This window comes from Algibacter sp. TI.3.09 (genome assembly GCF_038154905.1).
Taxonomy (GTDB): Bacteria; Bacteroidota; Bacteroidia; order Flavobacteriales; family Flavobacteriaceae; genus Algibacter.
This window is the reverse complement of sequence record NZ_JBAKAN010000005.1, coordinates 145,842-164,509: the sequence shown is the minus strand read 5'-3', so window position 1 is coordinate 164,509 and position 18,668 is coordinate 145,842. Positions and strand designations below refer to the sequence as shown.

19 protein-coding genes are annotated in these 18,668 nt (G+C 32.9%); 8 read left to right on the top strand and 11 right to left on the bottom strand.

What is annotated here, in order from left to right:
- Positions 1 to 3 precede the first annotated feature (3 nt).
- Positions 4 to 831, top strand: a complete 828-nt coding sequence (locus tag V6246_RS15475; protein WP_341561366.1) for an alpha/beta fold hydrolase — start codon at positions 4 to 6, stop codon at positions 829 to 831.
- 18 nt (positions 832 to 849) lie between these two features.
- On the top strand, positions 850 to 1,605 hold the full coding sequence (rluF, locus tag V6246_RS15470) for a 23S rRNA pseudouridine(2604) synthase RluF (RefSeq protein WP_341561365.1): 756 nt from the start codon (positions 850 to 852) through the stop codon (positions 1,603 to 1,605).
- Positions 1,606 to 1,659: 54 nt separating this feature from the next.
- On the opposite strand, the gene V6246_RS15465 is transcribed toward rluF, so the two are convergent.
- From V6246_RS15465 to ffh, 4 genes are all read right to left on the bottom strand, one after another.
- Entirely contained in the window at positions 1,660 to 1,911 is a 252-nt protein-coding gene (locus V6246_RS15465) for a hypothetical protein (protein WP_341561364.1), read from the bottom strand.
- Between the two features lie 33 nt (positions 1,912 to 1,944).
- Entirely contained in the window at positions 1,945 to 2,820 is an 876-nt protein-coding gene (gene folD, locus V6246_RS15460; protein ID WP_341561363.1) for a bifunctional methylenetetrahydrofolate dehydrogenase/methenyltetrahydrofolate cyclohydrolase FolD, read from the bottom strand.
- A gap of 87 nt (positions 2,821 to 2,907) precedes the next feature.
- Positions 2,908 to 3,282, bottom strand: coding sequence for a four helix bundle protein (locus V6246_RS15455; protein WP_042504292.1), 375 nt, complete (start codon positions 3,280 to 3,282; stop codon positions 2,908 to 2,910).
- A gap of 65 nt (positions 3,283 to 3,347) precedes the next feature.
- Positions 3,348 to 4,676, bottom strand: a complete 1,329-nt coding sequence (gene ffh, locus V6246_RS15450) for a signal recognition particle protein (RefSeq protein WP_159019210.1) — start codon at positions 4,674 to 4,676, stop codon at positions 3,348 to 3,350.
- 368 nt (positions 4,677 to 5,044) lie between these two features.
- Between ffh and V6246_RS15445 the strand changes: the two genes are divergently transcribed.
- Positions 5,045 to 5,488, top strand: coding sequence for a hypothetical protein (locus V6246_RS15445; RefSeq protein WP_341561362.1), 444 nt, complete (start codon positions 5,045 to 5,047; stop codon positions 5,486 to 5,488).
- Positions 5,489 to 5,571: 83 nt separating this feature from the next.
- Here the strand turns inward: V6246_RS15445 and V6246_RS15440 are convergent, their stop codons facing one another.
- Entirely contained in the window at positions 5,572 to 5,730 is a 159-nt protein-coding gene (locus V6246_RS15440; RefSeq protein WP_158845287.1) for a YqaE/Pmp3 family membrane protein, read from the bottom strand.
- Positions 5,731 to 6,062: 332 nt separating this feature from the next.
- Between V6246_RS15440 and lysS the strand changes: the two genes are divergently transcribed.
- A complete protein-coding gene (gene lysS / locus V6246_RS15435) occupies positions 6,063 to 7,760 on the top strand; it encodes a lysine--tRNA ligase (protein WP_341561361.1) in 1,698 nt (565 codons plus the stop codon).
- Between the two features lie 803 nt (positions 7,761 to 8,563).
- Here lysS and V6246_RS15430 read toward each other — a convergent pair.
- The 3 genes from V6246_RS15430 to yiaA all read right to left on the bottom strand — a co-directional run bounded on the left by V6246_RS15430 (position 8,564) and on the right by yiaA (position 11,030).
- The gene (locus V6246_RS15430) at positions 8,564 to 9,136 is read right to left on the bottom strand and encodes a GDYXXLXY domain-containing protein (RefSeq protein WP_341561360.1); all 573 of its coding nucleotides are present in this window, start codon (positions 9,134 to 9,136) and stop codon (positions 8,564 to 8,566) included.
- A 4-nt stretch (positions 9,137 to 9,140) separates the two neighbouring features.
- Positions 9,141 to 10,418: a DUF2157 domain-containing protein gene (locus tag V6246_RS15425; RefSeq protein WP_341561359.1), complete on the bottom strand. Its 1,278-nt coding sequence runs from the start codon at positions 10,416 to 10,418 to the stop codon at positions 9,141 to 9,143.
- 129 nt (positions 10,419 to 10,547) lie between these two features.
- The gene (yiaA, locus tag V6246_RS15420; RefSeq protein WP_341561358.1) at positions 10,548 to 11,030 is read right to left on the bottom strand and encodes an inner membrane protein YiaA; all 483 of its coding nucleotides are present in this window, start codon (positions 11,028 to 11,030) and stop codon (positions 10,548 to 10,550) included.
- A 150-nt stretch (positions 11,031 to 11,180) separates the two neighbouring features.
- Between yiaA and V6246_RS15415 the strand changes: the two genes are divergently transcribed.
- The 4 genes from V6246_RS15415 to V6246_RS15400 all read left to right on the top strand — a co-directional run bounded on the left by V6246_RS15415 (position 11,181) and on the right by V6246_RS15400 (position 17,123).
- Positions 11,181 to 12,695: a hypothetical protein gene (locus tag V6246_RS15415; protein WP_341561357.1), complete on the top strand. Its 1,515-nt coding sequence runs from the start codon at positions 11,181 to 11,183 to the stop codon at positions 12,693 to 12,695.
- A gap of 43 nt (positions 12,696 to 12,738) precedes the next feature.
- Positions 12,739 to 13,956, top strand: coding sequence for a hypothetical protein (locus V6246_RS15410; RefSeq protein ID WP_341561356.1), 1,218 nt, complete (start codon positions 12,739 to 12,741; stop codon positions 13,954 to 13,956).
- 114 nt (positions 13,957 to 14,070) lie between these two features.
- Positions 14,071 to 16,506, top strand: coding sequence for a zinc-dependent metalloprotease (locus V6246_RS15405; protein WP_341561355.1), 2,436 nt, complete (start codon positions 14,071 to 14,073; stop codon positions 16,504 to 16,506).
- 146 nt (positions 16,507 to 16,652) lie between these two features.
- On the top strand, positions 16,653 to 17,123 hold the full coding sequence (locus V6246_RS15400) for a hypothetical protein (RefSeq protein ID WP_341561354.1): 471 nt from the start codon (positions 16,653 to 16,655) through the stop codon (positions 17,121 to 17,123).
- A gap of 85 nt (positions 17,124 to 17,208) precedes the next feature.
- On the opposite strand, the gene V6246_RS15395 is transcribed toward V6246_RS15400, so the two are convergent.
- From V6246_RS15395 to V6246_RS15385, 3 genes are all read right to left on the bottom strand, one after another.
- A complete protein-coding gene (locus V6246_RS15395; protein WP_341561353.1) occupies positions 17,209 to 17,988 on the bottom strand; it encodes an RMD1 family protein in 780 nt (259 codons plus the stop codon).
- Between the two features lie 96 nt (positions 17,989 to 18,084).
- Positions 18,085 to 18,309, bottom strand: a complete 225-nt coding sequence (locus tag V6246_RS15390) for a hypothetical protein (RefSeq protein ID WP_042497024.1) — start codon at positions 18,307 to 18,309, stop codon at positions 18,085 to 18,087.
- 14 nt (positions 18,310 to 18,323) lie between these two features.
- The gene (locus tag V6246_RS15385) at positions 18,324 to 18,641 is read right to left on the bottom strand and encodes a hypothetical protein (RefSeq protein ID WP_341561352.1); all 318 of its coding nucleotides are present in this window, start codon (positions 18,639 to 18,641) and stop codon (positions 18,324 to 18,326) included.
- Positions 18,642 to 18,668 lie beyond the last annotated feature (27 nt).

Here is an 18,668-nt window from a genome sequence, read left to right as displayed (position 1 = left end):
AAAATGAAAAAATATATCCCTAAAATTATTGGCAACGGCATAAATGCTATTGGTTTTTTAGCTCCAAAATACGCTGCACACCTATCAATCGTTTTATTTTCTTCTCCTAAAAAAGGTAAAACTAACGAAAAGCAAGCCGCTTACTTAAAAAGTGCACAACAAGACGAACTTATTTGCAACGATATTAAAATAAAAACTTACCAGTGGCCCGGTAAAAAAGACACTATTTTGTTGGCACATGGATGGGAAAGCAACACCTACCGCTGGAAAGATTTAATTGAACTTCTAAAAGCTGAAGATTATAACGTGATTGCACTAGATGCTCCTGCACACGGAAGTTCTGGCGGAAAACTTTTTAACGCTTTAATTTATTCTGAATGTATACACGCTGTGGCTAAAAAGTTTAAAGCAACAACTATTATCGGGCATTCAGTTGGCGGCATGGCTACCGCTTTTGGTAATTATAATTTACCAATAGACCATGTAGATAAACTTGTGCTTCTAGGAGCTCCTGCAGATTTTACAGGTGTTTTCTCTAGATATATAGATATGATGGGTTATAACAAACGCGTTTCTAAAGCAATGAATACCTATGTTTTAAAACGTTTTAATAATTTGCCTGAATATTTTAATGCAGCACAATTTACCCAAGAGTTTAAAGCAAAAGGACTTATTGTTCACGATAAAAAAGATAGAATTATTCCTTATAAAGATGGATTGAAATTTAAACAAAACTACGCAAATGGTGAGTTTGTTTCTACTAAAGGTTTTGGACATGGTTTAAAATCAGATTTAGTTTACAATCATATTTTAGACTTTTTAAACACTTAATTAACCTATTTTTGCAAGATGGAAGTACAATTAAAACGTATTAATAAATTTTTAAGTGAAGTTGGTTATTGCTCGCGCAGAGAAGCCGATAAACTAATCGATGCCGGACGCGTAACAATTAATGGCAGTATACCAGAAATGGGGACTAAAATCGCGCCTAACGATGTAGTATGCGTTGATGGCAAAGAAATTACAAATACTAAAACATCGTTTGTTTATTTAGCATTCAATAAACCCGTAGGTATTGTTTGTACAACAGACACTTCCGTGGAAAAAGATAACATCATTGATTTTATAAATTACCCGAAACGTATTTTCCCTATTGGACGATTAGATAAGCCGAGTGAAGGCCTAATTCTTTTAACCGATGATGGAGATATTGTAAATAAGATTCTACGTGCTAGTAACAATCACGAAAAAGAATACGTGGTAACGGTTGATAAACCAATTTCTCAAACGTTTATTGAACGCATGGCGGGCGGTATCCCTCTGGAAGAACTAAACAAAACCACAAAGAAATGTGAGGTTCAAAAAATAAACACTTATACCTTCAAAATTATTTTAACACAAGGTTTAAACCGTCAAATTCGCCGTATGTGCGATTACCTAAACTACGAGGTAGAGACTTTAAAACGTGTTAGAATTATGAATATTAAACTCGATATGCCTATTGGCGAATATCGCGACTTAAGCAAAGAAGAATTCATTGATTTAAATAAGCTTTTGGAAGATTCCACAAAAACTTATGAAGACAATAAAAAACGTAAAGCATAAAAAAAAGCCTCAAATTTAAATTTGAGGCTTTTTTATTTTTCTTATTTCTACCTTTTAACTTTCAGTTTCCGCGGTATTCAAATCTTTAGTTTCCTTTGGCTTCTTCCAAAACAACAAGCATACACCTGCCCAAACTAAAGCGATAACAACCATTCCTATAAAAAATGGTGTTTCACCCTGATCCATAGAGCTATCTTCTATTCCAAAAATATAAAACGCTAACAAACCAAAAAATATTATTTGCCCCGCGAAATAGGCTATTACACCTCTTTTTGTTAAATATCTTAATATTAATGCATCTAGCATATTCTATCTGTTTTATTAATGTTTAAGCGCTTATTACAAATTTCTTTCTCGAGCCAATAACGTATTTTTAAGCAACATTGCAATCGTCATTGGGCCAACACCTCCCGGTACCGGTGTAATATAACTTGCTTTTTTACTTACACTTTCGAACTCTACATCTCCAGCTAATCTATACCCTGTTTTTTTAGTAGCATCTGGCACACGTGTAATTCCAACATCGATAATTACAACATCTTCCTTAACCATATCTCCTGTTAAAAACTCCGAAATACCAATAGCAGCAACAACAATATCAGCTTCTAAAGTAATTTTTTTTAAGTTTTTAGAACGACTGTGCACTACAGTTACGGTAGCATCACCAGCTTTTCTTTTCTGGCTCATTAAAATACTCATTGGGCGACCAACGATATGACTACGTCCTAAAACAACAACGTTCTTACCAGAGGTTTCAATTTGATAACGCTCTAACAACTCCATAATACCATAAGGTGTTGCAGGTAGAAAAGTTGGCAAATCTAAAGCCATTTTCCCGACGTTTGTTGGATGGAAACCATCAACATCTTTATCTGGGTTTACAGCCATTAAAACCTTTTGCTCATCGATGTGTTTTGGCAATGGTAATTGCACTATAAAACCATCAATATCGTTATCAGTATTTAATTGATCAATTTTTTGAAGTAATTCTTCTTCAGTAGTATAATCTGGCAAATCTATTAAAGTAGAATTAAAACCAATACGTTCACAAGCTTTTACTTTTGCATTTACGTAAGTCATACTTGCACCGTCTGTACCAACTAAAATAGCAGCAAGATGTGGCACTTTTTCTCCTTTAGAAACCATAGCTTTTACATGCTCGGCGATTTCATCTTTAATGTCGTTACTTACTTTTTTTCCGTCTAAAATTGTCATATAAAATATAGTTTTCAGTGGCAGTCGCGGTCACAGTGCTCACTCTTATATGCATACTCAAAATTTCAAGCATGCGTTATTTTTATTTTAACCTTCTATTTTTACTCCGAATTTCCCCGGATTATTTATCATGTAATTTATTAGTCTACCAATCTCTTTTCCTTGTTCCGAAAAATGCATATAATCTTCCGATGATATATAATTACAAGCCAAAGCAAAATCTATCCACGTATTCGTTTCAGAATTCTCTCCGTCTGCATCTGTTAATTTACTAATGAAATGTTTAGGATATCGCCTTTTACGATATGCCTCTGCTATATTTGCGCAAACAGAGCGAGAACTTCTCCTAATTTGATCGGTTAAAGAATAAGTCTCCTCCTTTGGAAAACCTTTTGACACATTAAAAATATGCATTGACAAATCGAATGCTTTTTTATAGGCCAATAATTCTTTAAAATCCATACTTCAACTGTAAACTGAGACTGAGACTGAGACTGAGACTGAGACTGAGACTGTAAACTAAATAATTATTTCATATTCTGCATCATCTGCATCATCTTTTTGCCACCACCACCTTGCATCATCTTCATCATTTTGCTCATTTGGTTGAATTGCTTTAAAAGTTGATTTACTTGTTGTACAGAAGTACCAGAACCTTTACCTATTCTTACTTTTCTACTGGCGTTAATAATAGCAGGGTTTGTTCTTTCGCTTGGTGTCATAGAATGAATAATAGCTTCAATACCTTTAAAAGCATCATCATCGATATCAACATCTTTAAGCATTTTACCCGCACCAGGAATCATACCCATAAGGTCTTTCATGTTTCCCATTTTCTTTATTTGCTGAATTTGCTTTAAGAAATCGTCGAAACCGAATTGATTTTTAGCAATTTTCTTTTGAAGTTTTCTTGCTTCAACCTCATCAAATTGCTCTTGTGCACGCTCTACTAAAGACACCACATCTCCCATACCTAAAATACGGTCGGCCATACGTGATGGATAAAACACATCGATAGCTTCCATTTTCTCACCAGTACCAATAAACTTAATGGGTTTATTTACTACCGATTTAATAGAAATTGCTGCTCCACCTCGAGTATCACCATCTAATTTAGTAAGGATAACACCATCGAAGTTTAAGACATCGTTAAAAGATTTTGCCGTATTTACAGCATCTTGTCCCGTCATAGAATCTACAACAAACAAAGTCTCTTGTGGATTTATAGCTTTATGAATGTTTGATATTTCGGTCATCATCGCCTCATCTACAGCTAAACGACCCGCAGTATCAATAATAACAACATTATGTCCGTTTGCTTTTGCATGCGCAATACCTGCTTGCGAAATAGCCACCGGATCGGTATTACCTCTATCACTAAAAACCTCTACACCAATTTGATCACCAACAACGTGTAACTGATCGATTGCCGCCGGACGATAAACATCACAGGCTACCAATAAAGGTTTTTTAGTTTTTTTGTTTTTTAAATAATTTGCAAGTTTACCAGAAAAGGTTGTTTTACCAGACCCTTGTAAACCCGACATTAAAATAATACTTGGAGTGCCAGATAAATTAATCCCTTCTACATCGCCACCCATAAGTTCGGTAAGCTCATCTTTTACAATTTTAACCATTAATTGCCCTGGTTGCAGAGTGGTTAAAACGTCTTGCCCTAGTGCTTTTTCTTTTACTCGGTTGGTAAAATCTTTGGCTATTTTAAAGTTAACATCGGCATCTAAAAGTGCACGACGAACTTCTTTTAAAGTTTCGGCTACGTTTACTTCGGTTATGCTTCCGTGACCTTTTAATACGTGTAAGGCTTTATCTAATTTATCGCTTAAATTATTGAACATGGTTTTTAAGTATTCAGTTGGCATTCCGTATTTAGTAGTTCACAGTTGGCGATCTACATAATTAACGGCTTGCTATCTTATTAAAAATGAAGTACAAAAATAATGAAATATTTTCTTTTTTTCGATGAATTTACCCGTTTTTGTTCCGCAAGAATTCAGGTAAAAAAAAGAACAAAGCAAACTCAAAATCAAACTTTTAGACCCAAACTCTAAACCTACAGAATAGAATCTATAAGCTGAAATATTACAGAAAAAGAAGACTAACCATCAATTTGGGGTGATTAGAAAAACTGATTACTTAATAAATGAAAGAATTTTATTATATCAAATATTATCATTAACCTTGCTGTTCACAAAAAACAAAACCCATGAAAACCTACTTTAAAATTTCATTAACATTATTAATTTCTCTAATGATAAGTTGTTCGGACGACGACGACAATTCAGGAGATAACATTTCTAATCAAATATTACAAGGACAAGTATTTGGAAATGATTTTACAGCTTTAGGAGGTAAAGCATTCGATTCTGGCGAAGATATTTCTGTAAATATTACAAATATAGCCGCCGACTGTGAATCTTCTGTTCTTGATTATGACCTAGAAATATCTACTTACGTTACACCTGAAGTAGGTGTTTATGAAGGGATAAATGTTATTTTCAATAAAGATGGAGAAGCGCCTTACAACTATTTAGCTGCCACTGTTGAAGTTACATCACTTACTGAGACTGAAATTACTGTAAAAATTAAAGCCGATTCTAGTTCTGATAAAACTGTTGAAGGTACATTTACAGTGCCTTATTGTCAATAAGCTATATCTAATCTTATTTTAGAGGGTCGTTGCAACTAATTGTTGTAACGACCCTTTTTTTATTCTAATAAATAAACTAAAATTTAATTTTTAGGGTTATTTAAAATAACTAGCGCTGCAATGACGCCTGGTACCCAGCCACAAAGCCATAGCAAGAAAACGATTATTATAGATCCGCAGCCTTTATCTAAAACGGCCAATGGCGGACAAATGATTGAAAGTAAAACTCTCCAGAAACTCATAATGATTTGATTTTGATTGATGATTTTAATTATTTGACGTTTTATTAAACGTTTTGTTACAGCTTTTTTTAAAGTTTAAGAGTTTCAGATATTGAATTTACCTAATAACAAAAACACATTGCTATTTATAAAACAACTTCGCCAGATGGCTTGCGCTAGGGATAGCAGTGAAAAGCCCACAGCAGGACCAATGGTAATTGGACCTGCGAGGACTTGCAACGTATAGCCCGACCCTTGTGGTAGCGCCCAAAAAAAAATGAGTAATTGTTAATGGAAAATGGACCACCAAATGTTTATCTTTGTGCCTTTAAAATTTTTAGAGCATTTAGACTATGTCGCAATTATCAGAACAAGAACTTGTAAGGAGAGAGAAATTAGTAAAATTACGCACTATGGGCATTAACCCATATCCAGCGGATTTATACCCTGTAACCCACACATCGAAATCGATAAAACAGGATTTTACAGAAGAAAAACAGGTGGTTGTTGCTGGTAGATTGATGGCAATAAACATACAAGGTAAAGCATCGTTCGCGCAGTTGCAAGACGGCGAAGGACGTATACAGGTATATTTTAACCGTGACGAAATTTGCGCTGGTGAAGATAAAACCAAATACAATGATGTTTTAAAGAAATTACTAGATTTAGGTGATTTTGTTGGTATTGAAGGTAATTTGTTTACAACTAAGGTTGGCGAAAAAACTGTTCGTGTTAAAGATTTTACTTTATTAAGTAAGGCTTTAAAACCATTACCATTACCGAAAGAAAAAGACGGAAAAGTATTTGATGCTTTTACCGATCCTGAATTACGTTACCGCCAACGTTATGCCGATTTAGTGGTTAACCCACACGTAAAAGAGGTATTTGTTAAGCGTACTAAATTATTTAATGCCATGCGTTCGTTTTTTAACGGTGCTGGATATTTTGAGGTTGAAACTCCGGTTTTACAACCTATTCCGGGTGGTGCTGCGGCGCGCCCATTTATTACACACCACAACAGTTTGGATATCCCGTTGTATATGCGAATTGCCAACGAGTTGTATTTAAAACGACTTATTGTTGGTGGTTTTGATGGGGTTTACGAATTCTCGAAAAACTTTAGAAATGAAGGGATGGACAGAACGCATAATCCTGAATTTACAGCCATGGAAATCTACGTATCATACAAAGATTACAACTGGATGATGGATTTCTGTGAGCAACTTTTAGAGCATTGTGCTATTGCCGTAAACGGAAAAAGCGAGGCTACTTTTGGTGAGCATAAAATTGATTTTAAAGCGCCTTACGCTCGTGTTACTATGGCAGACTCTATTAAACACTTTACTGGGTTTGATATTACTGGTAAAACTGAAGATGAAATTAGAGCTGCTGCAAAAGGCATGCATATTGAGGTGGATGACACCATGGGTAAAGGTAAATTAATTGATGAAATTTTTGGTGAAAAGTGTGAAGGCAACTACATACAACCCACTTTTATTACAGATTACCCAAAGGAAATGAGTCCACTGTGTAAAGAGCATAGAGACAACCCTGAACTTACTGAGCGCTTTGAGTTAATGGTTTGTGGTAAAGAAATTGCAAATGCATATTCTGAATTAAACGACCCTATTGACCAACGTGAGCGTTTTGAGCACCAATTAAAGCTTGCTAAAAAAGGTGATGATGAAGCTACGGAATTTATTGATGAAGATTTTTTACGCGCTCTAGAATACGGTATGCCTCCAACATCTGGTATGGGTATTGGTATGGACCGTTTAATTATGTTTTTAACAAACAACCAGTCTATACAAGAGGTTTTATTCTTTCCGCAAATGCGACCTGAAAAGAAAGCGTCTTCAGTTGAATTGAATGACGATGAAAAAGCTTTACTTGCCTTAATTGAAAAGGTTGGAAATATAGATTTAAACACTTTAAAAACACAAAGTGGGTTGTCTAATAAAAAATGGGATAAAACCATTAAAGGCTTAACAAAAAATAATTTGGCTAAGGTTACAAAAACCGATGATGGCTTATTTGTAGAAGCCGTATAATCACTAATATATTCTAGGACATAAAAAGGCCCGTAATTTAACTAAAATTACGGGCCTTTTAATAACTAACTAACTTATCAACTTTTATGAAATTGAGATTTAAGGTTAACTACTCCTTAAATTCTATACAAAGAAACAGCCTAAATTCGAAAACCTAATCCTTGTTTAGATTTGTTTAACACACTTTTGGTGTATTTTATAATTTCTTTAAGATTAAACTCGATGAGTTGTTATTTTTTTTAAGGAATTCGATGAATAAGTATTATTTTTAAACATAAAAAAGCCCGTGATTTTTATTCAAATCACGGGCTTTTTCAACTAACTAATTAACTAATCAACTTTATGAAAATTAACTTTTAAGGTTAACTACTCCTTAAATTCTATACAAAGAAACAGCCTAAATTCGAAACCATAATACTTGTTTAGATTTGTTTAACATGCTTTGTTATAGTTTTATATTTTCTTTAAGAATAAAGACCGCTACTTGTTAATTTTTTAAGAAATAACGATGAATACAACGCTATTTTTTAAGTATAAAAAAGCCCGTAATTTTTATTCAAAATTACGGGCTTTTTATAACTAACTAACTAACTAACTAACTAACTAATCAACTTTTATGAAAATTAACTTTTAAGGTTAACTACTCCTTAAATTCTATACAAAGAAACAGCCTAAACCCGAAACCATAATACTTGTTTAGATTTGTTTAACATGCTTTGCCATAGTTTTATCTTTTCTTTAAGAGTAAAGCGCATCACTTGTTAATTTTTTAAGAAAACTAGCACTGTTTCAACCTAAAACATTTAATCTAAATTACTTTTTTCAACATAATCCTTAATCGAGATATCATCAATAATAACATCTTTTAAAACAGCTTCTCCTTCTTGCACATAAACTAAGGCATGCGTATTGTTTACTAACGAATCACGCTGTCTATCTCTTACTGCAGTTTCCGCTGCGTAGGCTTTTGTTTCTTTCATATAATATTTATTGAAAGGAAATCGAATAACTAACTCTTTGGAGTATGTTGAATACCAATACGCTTTTGCTTTTACATAATCGTTAGTATTTCGTTCTAAAACATATTTACTTACGGCGTCTATTTTAGCATAACCTAGCGAATCTGTTGTTAAATAAACAAGAACCTCATCATTACGTTCCCATAAGGAATCTTTAGTTTTATAGTTGCTTACATCAAAATTAAGTGTGATATATTTTCCTTTAAATGGATCACTCGGATCTACAGGTTGTGTTTTAAACTTATAAGCCACACCTGATTTTAAAACAGCTTCTTGACTAAAAATCATTTGAGCAGGAATAGACAGTTGCACCAGCGCAACAAGTATAAATAGAATGAATATATATTTAGTTTTCATAATCTTAAATTTTAGGCGTTTCATTATTTTTTCTCTTTTTAAGCATTATATAATTCGTTAAAAAGAAACCAACACCAACACTAACAAATAATAATCCCCGAAAAACAAAACTGATATCGGTATCGAAAAAACGACAAGTAATTAATGCCGTAACAATAAGCAGCCCATAGTTTAAAACACCTAAATGAAACCTTTCGGCACCAATTTTAACTGCCATAATTCCTAAAGCTAAAACAAACAAATTATTTAATATTACAGCTATTGAACCATCTACTAATACTAGATAAAACAAAATAGTAAAACATATAAAACTCACCTGAAAAAGATTAACATTGGAAATCCCCCTTTTAATGACAGAATGAACTAAAAGTACAGAAGCAGCAATAAAAAAGATTAATGTGATAACAAATTCTTGTGATTCAAAATTATATCCTTGATTAAAAACACCTTCCCAAAACCATTTAAAACTAGCTATTAAAAGCATACAAACCGTTCCTAACGAGCCAATAATTAAATATCCATTTCGTCTTAATTTCTCATTGGCGTAAAATGGCATTCTACCAATATTATACAGCAAGCCAAACAAAACAACATACATTAAAAAACCAGTTTGCTCATCATGATCTATAAAAGCACCTAAAACAATAACCAAACTTAAAGGTGTAAGCCAGTTTAAAACAGAGCTTATGTTTTTATCTTTCCCTAGTTTTAGATAATACGGTAAATACAAACTTAAACCAACCAAATATAACCATGGCGTTTTACTACTGGTAAAATAACCAAAAGAACACGCATAACAAGTTATAAAAACGAGATGCAAAAGTGCTAAAGCATTCGACTTTAGTAAATAGACAAGAGGCAAACAAAGTAATACCCAAGTTAACAGATAACTACTTAAATCTCCCGGTATATTATAAATCTGGCTAACCAAAGCCATACTTGCCCCTACAGCAAAAAACAAAAATACTCCAGAAGCCTCTTTCCAAGTTTCACTTTTACGGCGTAAAATAGAATAACCAACAAAGAACTGCCCAATAATTAATGGTAAAAAAGCAAAAGTAGTTTTTATAGTTCGCGAAAAATGGTCCCAATTATGAGCTAATATTAGAATAAGCCCTAACCCTACCAATGTAGAACCTAAAACAGCAAATACTGTAAACAAACGGTTTGAAGTTTGAGACTCCTTAGATTGATAATAAGTTTCAATTTTTAAAGCAACATCTTCAGATATCACTTTATGTTTAACAAGCTCCTTTATATCGCTTTGAAGTTTTGATGACATACTTTTTATTTTAACAATTTTAAAGATACTATTATTTAAAACCTCGCAACACTTAGCCGCGAGGTTTTGGGTTAGCTAACCAACCATCAAAACAAATCGTTATGTTTTGTGTTTTGATTATAATTACTATTAAGCATCATCATCTTTGCCATTATCAACAAATTGAACATCTCGCGTATTTTTTTGCACTGCAATGGCGGCAAATAAACTCAATAAAAATGCCATACCATAAAATCCCTTTTCACTTAAAAGTAAATTGGCATTCCAAAGCCCGATAACAAGCAACACAATAGATGCTACCGTTGTAAACCAACTAATACCATAATACATATCGGTTACTGGTATGTTTTCCATTCTATCACGTACCGCTTTTTGCACAGAGATTACGGAGAACAAACCAAAGAGCAAAATAGTAAAGTAATACCCCTTTTCATTAAGTAACATATCTGCATTCCACAAACCAATGCAAAATGATGTCATCCCTATTAATAGTGCCGACCACGACGCTCCTATAAATGCAGCAGTTGGTTTTTTATCGTAAAGCTTATTTTCTTTTTTCTTTTTTTTATCAGAAGGTTTTTCGTCTACTGAAACTGTTGTTTGATAATTCATAATTTTTGTTTTAATGATTACATGGCAAATTTGCGATACTTCGGAAACATGACAAACACAATATTTTAATAAAACTGACGATATAATTTAATAATTTCATTAAATAAATATTATTTTTATAGCATATAACAACTATTTACTGACGACTAAATGAATGATTTAAACGCCATAGTTTCTACTTTTTCTACTGAAGAAGAGCAGTTTTTTATTTCATACTTAGAAAAAAAGAATAAACGTAGCGACGTGAAGAACATAAAACTCTTTAAGCTACTATTAAGTAATGAGCTGCCAACAAAGGCGATTTGCATTGAAATTTACGGCACTGAAAAATCGGGAGCTTACCATGCTTTACGTAAACGGCTATATCAATCTATTATCGATTTTATTGCGAATTCGAGTTTACAAGAAGAGAGCTCGACCGATATGCAAATTATTAAATACATACTCGCAGCCAGAAAATGTTTGCAACATAAACAATACAAAGTAGCTTATAAAATTTTGAATAAGGCCGAATTATTAGCAAAGGAGCATTTTTTGTTCCCGATGTTAAATGAAATTTACCACACTAAAATTCAATATGCCTATGCCAATCCAAGTTTAAATTTGGAAGATGAAATTTTAAAATTTAAGCAAAATCAAAAAAATCATTATTTAGAAGATGAGCTTAATGTAGTCTATTCCAAAGTTCGCCAAACATTAAACAGTATTACTTATCAAGGTGCAGTTATAGATTTTGAAACAATTTTAAATCAGATTTTAATAGATCACAACATAAGCATAACCGAAGCTTTATCTTTTAAATCACTCTATCAACTTATGTCTATTATTGGACTTTCAGCTTTTGTAACCAACGATTATTTAAAAACCGAACCCTTTTTAATTAAAACCTACGAAACTATACTTCAGCATAAAAACAAAGACAAACAGATCTATTATCATATTCAAATATTGTATTTAATTGCAAACACACTTTTCAGAAATAAAAAATTTAGCGCATCTCAACACTATCTCAAATTGATGTTAAGTGAAATGCAAAATGCTCAAAACAAATACTTCAACAGCTTTATATTAAAACATCATCTTTTACTCGGATTAAACTTAAACTTCTCGAACAAACAAAACGAGGCCATTCTACTTTTAGAACAAATAAATCCTAAAAAGCATGACGACATTGAGTCTTTATTAGGGATTAGATTAAGTTTAATTGTTTTTTACTTTCAGAATAATGAATTCAAAAAAGCACATCAATTATTTTCTAAATTTTATCATACCGATAACTGGTACACCGAAAAAAAAGGAAAAGAATGGACTATGAAAAAGAATATTATTGAAATATTACTTCATATAGAATTAAATAATATCGACTTGGTAGAATCAAGATTATTAAGCTTTAAACGCTCACACTTCAATTACTTAAAAAGCATAAATCAAGAACGTGTTATTATTTTCTTAGGTTTTGTAGAACAGTTTTATAAAAATCCAGAAAGTATAACTTCCGAAGCTTTTAAAAACACTGTAGAACAGAGCTTTGTTTGGATTAGCAATGAGAAGGAAGATATTTTTGTGATGAGTTTTTACGCTTGGTTAAAAAGCAAAATGGAAAGCGAAGCCTTATATTTAACAACTTTAAACCTTACTAGGGATTTCCAAGAAGGTGCGTCATAAAATTCTTAATCACATATTTAATTAGTTTATTTACATTTGTGTAATGAATAAAGCTATTATATTAGTAATCTGTTTTTTATGCTCTTCTATTCTGAAAGCACAACAAAATGATACTATCGTTTTTAAAAACGGTATAGATAGCCCAAATCAATTAGCGACACATCATTTCGGTATGTTCAGCTCAAGAATTTCCACCAACTTTAAATTTCACGCTCCTAAACGTAAAACTTTTAATTTCAACATATCTAACGGAAATACCTTTCACCCATTCGTGGAAGCATATTTACCTAAAGATCCAGAAATACGAGCACAACTTAGCCAAGTTAAATGGCACGATCGCCGTTTTGATTTTATTGATCAAGAAACCACACCTGCCGATTACATGAACATTGTTGTGGATGCAGTAATTAAAGAATTTCGTACTAGTTTAAGCCTGCCATTATCTAAGCATCATGAGTTGAGCATATCGCTCCGTTCTCACTTAATAACAAAAGGCAAATATCCGTTTTCGATTTTTACAAGTGATGAAAGTATAGAGTGGTTCCATAGTAATATTGCTGGTGGTGAAGATCCCTACGGAAGGCGTTACTATGGCTTAAATAAAGTAGACTTTAAGTACACCGATAGAAACGGAAAAATTTTAGAGTTTGAGAATAACGATTTTTTTATTGGTGGCATTGAACTTAACCACTATTACTATCCAGAGTTTTTAATAAACAAAAGCCGCAACATCTTTATAAACTTCGGAAGTCATTTAGGTTTAAATACTTCAAAATATAATTCTGCTATAGACCTCGGAGTTTCAGCAAACGCAGTAAAGCATATTAAATTAAAAAACCAATACGAACTTAATATTGCATTAGGTGCAAATCTATTACGCAAAAACATTATAGATTTCAAAGACAATGTAGATTTGGGTAATAACCCTTTTTTAGCAACTACAGAAAGCACCGTTGAAATCACAAAATACACTAAAAAAGGAAACTATAATGCCTTTAGTATTAATTACCAATTACAATCGCGTTACAACAAAAAAGATGAAGCCGGCTACTATAAACTTATTGGTAAATGGCAAGAAATAAATGGAGGTTGGCAACATGGTGTAAGCACGCTTTATAAAACATTAACCAATTGGAATTTCACCTATACTTACGGCATGCCAAATATGCAATTGGCTTTTTATGTAAAAGAAGATTTTCTGGTTAATAATGCTCCAGATTTCCAAACCGGATTCAACATAAAAATACCTGTGCTTAATTAATAAAAAATCAGGTTTTTGTTAATTTTAACTAAACTTTCGTTAATTTTTACCGCTCTAGGTTATAATTTTATATAAAATAAATATTTTCACGTTATTAACTAACCCAATAATAATTTGAAAAAAACTACCAAACTATTATTGTTGTCTCTAACAACAATAATTCTGTCTTGTAATTCTGCAAAAAAGACAGCTGAAGCCAATGCGGCTAAAAAGGTTATGCTCGCAAAAAAAGCGAAGGCCGACAAACTGAAAAAACAACAAATTCAGCCGTACAGTAAAATCGTTACAAAAGATGCAAAAACAGATATCGGTCTATTTAAAATCCATACTATAGACGATAAATATTTGTATGAAATTCCAGATTCTCTTTTCGATAGAGAAATGCTTATGGTGACCAGAATTGCTAAAACAGCAAGCGGACTTGGCTTTGGCGGTGGAAAAGAAAACACACAAGTGTTACGCTGGCAAGTAAAAGATAAAAAAGTATTGCTACGTGTAGTATCTAATAACGTAGTAGCCGATAAATCCTTACCGATTCACGAGGCTGTGGTAAACTCTAATTTCGAACCTATTTTATATGCTTTTCCTATAAAAGCTTTTAGTAAAGACTCTACTGCAACAGTTATCGACGTTACCGATTTATACAAAAAAGATGTAAACTCGCTAGGCTTAAGCGTTCGAAACAAAAAGAACTACAAAGTATCTCGATTAGACGAGAGCAAATCTTACATAGAATCTGTAAAAAGTTACCCTTTAAACATTGAAGCGCGCCATGTAAAAACATACTACGCATCAAACCCTCCATCAAACTCTAGCACAGGAACTATTAGTATTGAAATCAATAACTCCATGATTTTACTACCGAAAACACCAATGAAACGTCGATATTTCGACAAACGTGTAGGATGGTTTACAAGTAACCAAACCGATTATGGCTTAGAAGCTCAAAAAAGTAAACGACTAACTTATTTAGATCGTTGGAGATTAGAAGTGAAAGATGAAGATCTAGAAAAGTTTAAAAATGGTGAACTGGTTGAACCTAAAAAGCAAATTGTTTATTACATAGATAGAGCAACTCCTGTAAAATGGAGAAAATATATTAAGCAAGGTATTGAAGATTGGCAAACTGCTTTTGAAGCCGCAGGTTTTAAAAACGCCATTATCGCTAAAGATCCGCCAAGTGTAGAAGAAGATCCAGAATGGACTCCAGAAGATGCACGTTATTCTGTTGTGCGTTACTTAGCATCGCCAATACCAAATGCAAATGGCCCACACGTTAGCGACCCAAGATCTGGTGAAATACTAGAATCGGATATAAACTGGTACCACAACGTAATGAGCTTAGTAAACGGTTGGTTCTTTACTCAAACTGCCGCTGCAAACAAAGCCGCTCAAAACTCAGAATTTAGTGATGAGGTTATGGGAGAACTAATCCGTTTTGTATCATCTCACGAAGTTGGACACACTTTAGGTTTACCACATAACATGGGAAGTAGCTCTGCTTATAAAGTAGAAGATTTACGTGATCCTGAATTCACAAAAAAATACGGAACAGCTCCTTCTATTATGGATTATGCCCGTTTTAATTACATCGCACAACCCGAAGATGTTGGCGTTTCTTTATTCCCAAATATTGGTATTTATGACAAATATTCTATTGCTTGGGGTTACAAACCTATTTTAGACAAAACAGCAGATGAAGAAAAAGAAACTTTAGACAGTTGGATTATGGCACATGATGGCGATCCACTTTATAGATTTGGTAAACAACAAAGAGAAACTATAGATCCTAGCTCGCAAACTGAAGATTTAGGAGACGATGCTGTTTTAGCAAGTACTTATGGTATAAAAAACCTAAAACGCGTAGTGCCCAACTTAATTGAATGGACTACTAAAAACAATTCTGATTATGAAGATTTAAAAACCATGTATGGTCATGTATTTTCACAATTTAACCGCTACATGGGGCATGTTGCCAATAACGTTGGTGGTGTTTACGAAAACTACAAAACAGCCGATCAAGAAGGTGCTGTTTACAGCCATGTAGATAAAAAACATCAAAAAGATTGTTTACTATTTATAAACGATCAATTATTTGAAACACCAGAATGGTTAATTTCTCCAGAGATTAATGATAAAATTCAGGCTTCAGGAATAATAGAACGTATTAACGCGGTGCAAACACGAACGTTAAACAACCTTTTAAGCACCTCTAGAATGCAACGAATGATAGAGAATGAATCGCTTAACGGAAACGACGCATACGCCCTTACAAGCATGATGCGTGACTTAAGAAACGGTGTTTGGAAAGAATTAAACACCGGAAAAAATATAGATACTTATAAACGTAATTTACAACGTGCACACGTTAACAGGTTAGCTTATTTAATGACGAGCACAAGCAACTCTGATATTAAAGCTATTTCTCGTGCCGAACTTACTACTTTAAAAAACCTAGTACGCTCTCGTATTGGTTCTAGAAACGCTATTACAAATATTCACCTTAGAGATATGGTAGAACAAATTAATGCTATTTTAGACCCTAAATAAAAGCAGGTTACATAATTAGCACACCTAAAAAAGGCTTCCATAACGGGAGCCTTTTTTGTTAAAAGCTAGTTAAATTTCAAAACCTTTTTAAACCTTTTTGAAATGTGAAAGTCCTAATAGCAAATAAACATTAAAACTTAAATAAGATGAAAAAATTAATAATTATTGCATTGGCTTTTATTGGATTACAAGCAACTGCTCAAAGAAAAGAAGGCGGACCAAGAAATCATGACAGAGGAGAAAAAATGATGAATCTTACTGCAAATGAAATGGCAACACTTCAAACTAAAAAAATGACTTTAGCATTAGATTTAGATGAAGGGCAACAAAATAAAATTTACACCATAAATTTAGACAACGCCACAAAACGTAAAGCGATGATGGAAGAACGCAAAGCTAAAAAAGAAGCTGGAACTGCGGAAAAACCAACTAAAGAAGAGCGTTTAAAAATGATGAATGATATGCTTGATCACAAAATTGCTGAAAAAGCTAAAATGAAAAAGATTTTAAACAATGAACAATATACTAAATGGGTAGAATCTTTAGAAAAAAGAGACAAGAATAAACGTGGTAACAAAGGCGATAATAAAAAAGGCAAGAACCACAAAAGAGACTAAGAATTTTGTTAGATTGATTGATAGTTAATGAGAAAGCGCATTTCAGATTGTTGAAATGCGCTTTTGTTTTATATAAATACTACTACTAGCCTAAAATCTTACCTATAAACATATCAACCACCTCGATAACAATTAGAATGATAATAATCCATTCTAGTCTGCTACTCTCCTTATGGTCCATAATATCTTTAAACAACTCTAGGTTATCTTTTATAATCTCAATTCGATCATGAATTAATCGGTAACGGTCTTGTAAATCGAAGGTGCGTTTTAAATCCTGATTAAGCTTATTAAGCTGCTCATTATCCCATGTAATTTCAGGAGAATCGAAAATATATAAGTTCTCCGAAATTTTATTTTTGATATTTAAAATCTTCCCAATAAATCGTTTTAATTTATTTCCCGAAATATCAAGCGTTCCCCTTTCTTCTAAAAACAAAGTATGCTTATTTGTTTCTATAAGAAGCTCTTCTGTTATTTCTGCATAACGATCTAAAGCCACAGATTGCGATGTATTAAGCATTACTAAACGTATCATTTCTTGATCGAGTTCAGGAAGCACAACATCATCGAAAGTTACTCGTAACGTCTCTGGTTTTACAATTACAGAAACAGATTCAGAAAGTTTTTCAGTAAAATAATTAGAACAAAAAGGCTTTATTTGCTTTAATGCGTGTTCAATTTCATCGTGAGATAAATTGAAAAAAGACACCATCCCGTATTGAAAGATGTAAATAAATTTTTGATCTGAACTTTTATAATAAAGTTCATCGCTATCTTGAAACACTAATTGCCACGGCAACTCTTGTTTACTAGTTTTTATTTGGATAGCACTAGCTACTTGGTAAGCAACTACGCGGTACATTATATTCTATAAGTGTTGTGTTATTTTTAGAGTAGGGAATTTTATACCCGACAGGTTTTTAAAGCCCATCAGGTTTAAAATATTCTATTAAATGAATTAATCTATCGGTTTTAAACTCTGAACGCGATAGATGGCATCGTCACCATCAGCATCTTCAACAAATGTGATTCTGAATTCTTTATCAACTAAAGACTCATCGTTTTTTAAATCGAATTGCTTTAAAACCCGCGGATGTACTTCCTCAAAAGCTAGCTCCTCGCCGTTTTCAAACCAAAAATTAAAATAACCGTTTTCGAAAGATTTAAAAACAGCTGTTCTCATAATATTAAATTGTGTTAATCGTTATCGTCGTCGTCTTCTAAACTCGGGTCTTGTACAGCCTCTGGATCATTATCGTCAAAATCTTCATAATCATCTTCATCATAATTCTCCATGGTTACTGCCAATTTCGAACTTACTTTTACTAAATATTTAGTATCATCGGTGGTTACTTCTACCGCTTCTATAATTTCGTTATGCTGATTTTTAAATGAAATAATTTGATCATCATCATATCCATCAGGATAGCGTTCTACTAATAAGGCTAATATCTCAGGTGTCAATTTTTTAAAATCAACAATGACACGTTTTAAATTTTCATTTCTATTTTTCATGTGTTGGTTTTTATTTTTTTTATTAGG

What these genes read in the sequence shown, in the direction of transcription:
- V6246_RS15445 (WP_341561362.1), top strand. Translation starts at nt 5,045, where the DNA reads ATGAAAACCTACTTTAAAATTTCATTAACATTATTAATTTCTCTAATG.
- V6246_RS15390 (WP_042497024.1), bottom strand. Translation starts at nt 18,309, where the DNA reads ATGAGAACAGCTGTTTTTAAATCTTTCGAAAACGGTTATTTTAATTTT.
- V6246_RS15455 (WP_042504292.1), bottom strand. Translation starts at nt 3,282, where the DNA reads ATGGATTTTAAAGAATTATTGGCCTATAAAAAAGCATTCGATTTGTCA.
- V6246_RS15465 (WP_341561364.1), bottom strand. Translation starts at nt 1,911, where the DNA reads ATGCTAGATGCATTAATATTAAGATATTTAACAAAAAGAGGTGTAATA.
- V6246_RS15385 (WP_341561352.1), bottom strand. Translation starts at nt 18,641, where the DNA reads ATGAAAAATAGAAATGAAAATTTAAAACGTGTCATTGTTGATTTTAAA.
- V6246_RS15440 (WP_158845287.1), bottom strand. Translation starts at nt 5,730, where the DNA reads ATGAGTTTCTGGAGAGTTTTACTTTCAATCATTTGTCCGCCATTGGCC.
- ffh (WP_159019210.1), bottom strand. Translation starts at nt 4,676, where the DNA reads ATGTTCAATAATTTAAGCGATAAATTAGATAAAGCCTTACACGTATTA.
- yiaA (WP_341561358.1), bottom strand. Translation starts at nt 11,030, where the DNA reads ATGAATTATCAAACAACAGTTTCAGTAGACGAAAAACCTTCTGATAAA.
- V6246_RS15400 (WP_341561354.1), top strand. Translation starts at nt 16,653, where the DNA reads ATGAAAAAATTAATAATTATTGCATTGGCTTTTATTGGATTACAAGCA.
- V6246_RS15425 (WP_341561359.1), bottom strand. Translation starts at nt 10,418, where the DNA reads ATGTCATCAAAACTTCAAAGCGATATAAAGGAGCTTGTTAAACATAAA.
- lysS (WP_341561361.1), top strand. Translation starts at nt 6,063, where the DNA reads ATGTCGCAATTATCAGAACAAGAACTTGTAAGGAGAGAGAAATTAGTA.
- V6246_RS15415 (WP_341561357.1), top strand. Translation starts at nt 11,181, where the DNA reads ATGAATGATTTAAACGCCATAGTTTCTACTTTTTCTACTGAAGAAGAG.
- V6246_RS15475 (WP_341561366.1), top strand. Translation starts at nt 4, where the DNA reads ATGAAAAAATATATCCCTAAAATTATTGGCAACGGCATAAATGCTATT.
- folD (WP_341561363.1), bottom strand. Translation starts at nt 2,820, where the DNA reads ATGACAATTTTAGACGGAAAAAAAGTAAGTAACGACATTAAAGATGAA.
- V6246_RS15410 (WP_341561356.1), top strand. Translation starts at nt 12,739, where the DNA reads ATGAATAAAGCTATTATATTAGTAATCTGTTTTTTATGCTCTTCTATT.
- rluF (WP_341561365.1), top strand. Translation starts at nt 850, where the DNA reads ATGGAAGTACAATTAAAACGTATTAATAAATTTTTAAGTGAAGTTGGT.
- V6246_RS15430 (WP_341561360.1), bottom strand. Translation starts at nt 9,136, where the DNA reads ATGAAAACTAAATATATATTCATTCTATTTATACTTGTTGCGCTGGTG.
- V6246_RS15395 (WP_341561353.1), bottom strand. Translation starts at nt 17,988, where the DNA reads ATGTACCGCGTAGTTGCTTACCAAGTAGCTAGTGCTATCCAAATAAAA.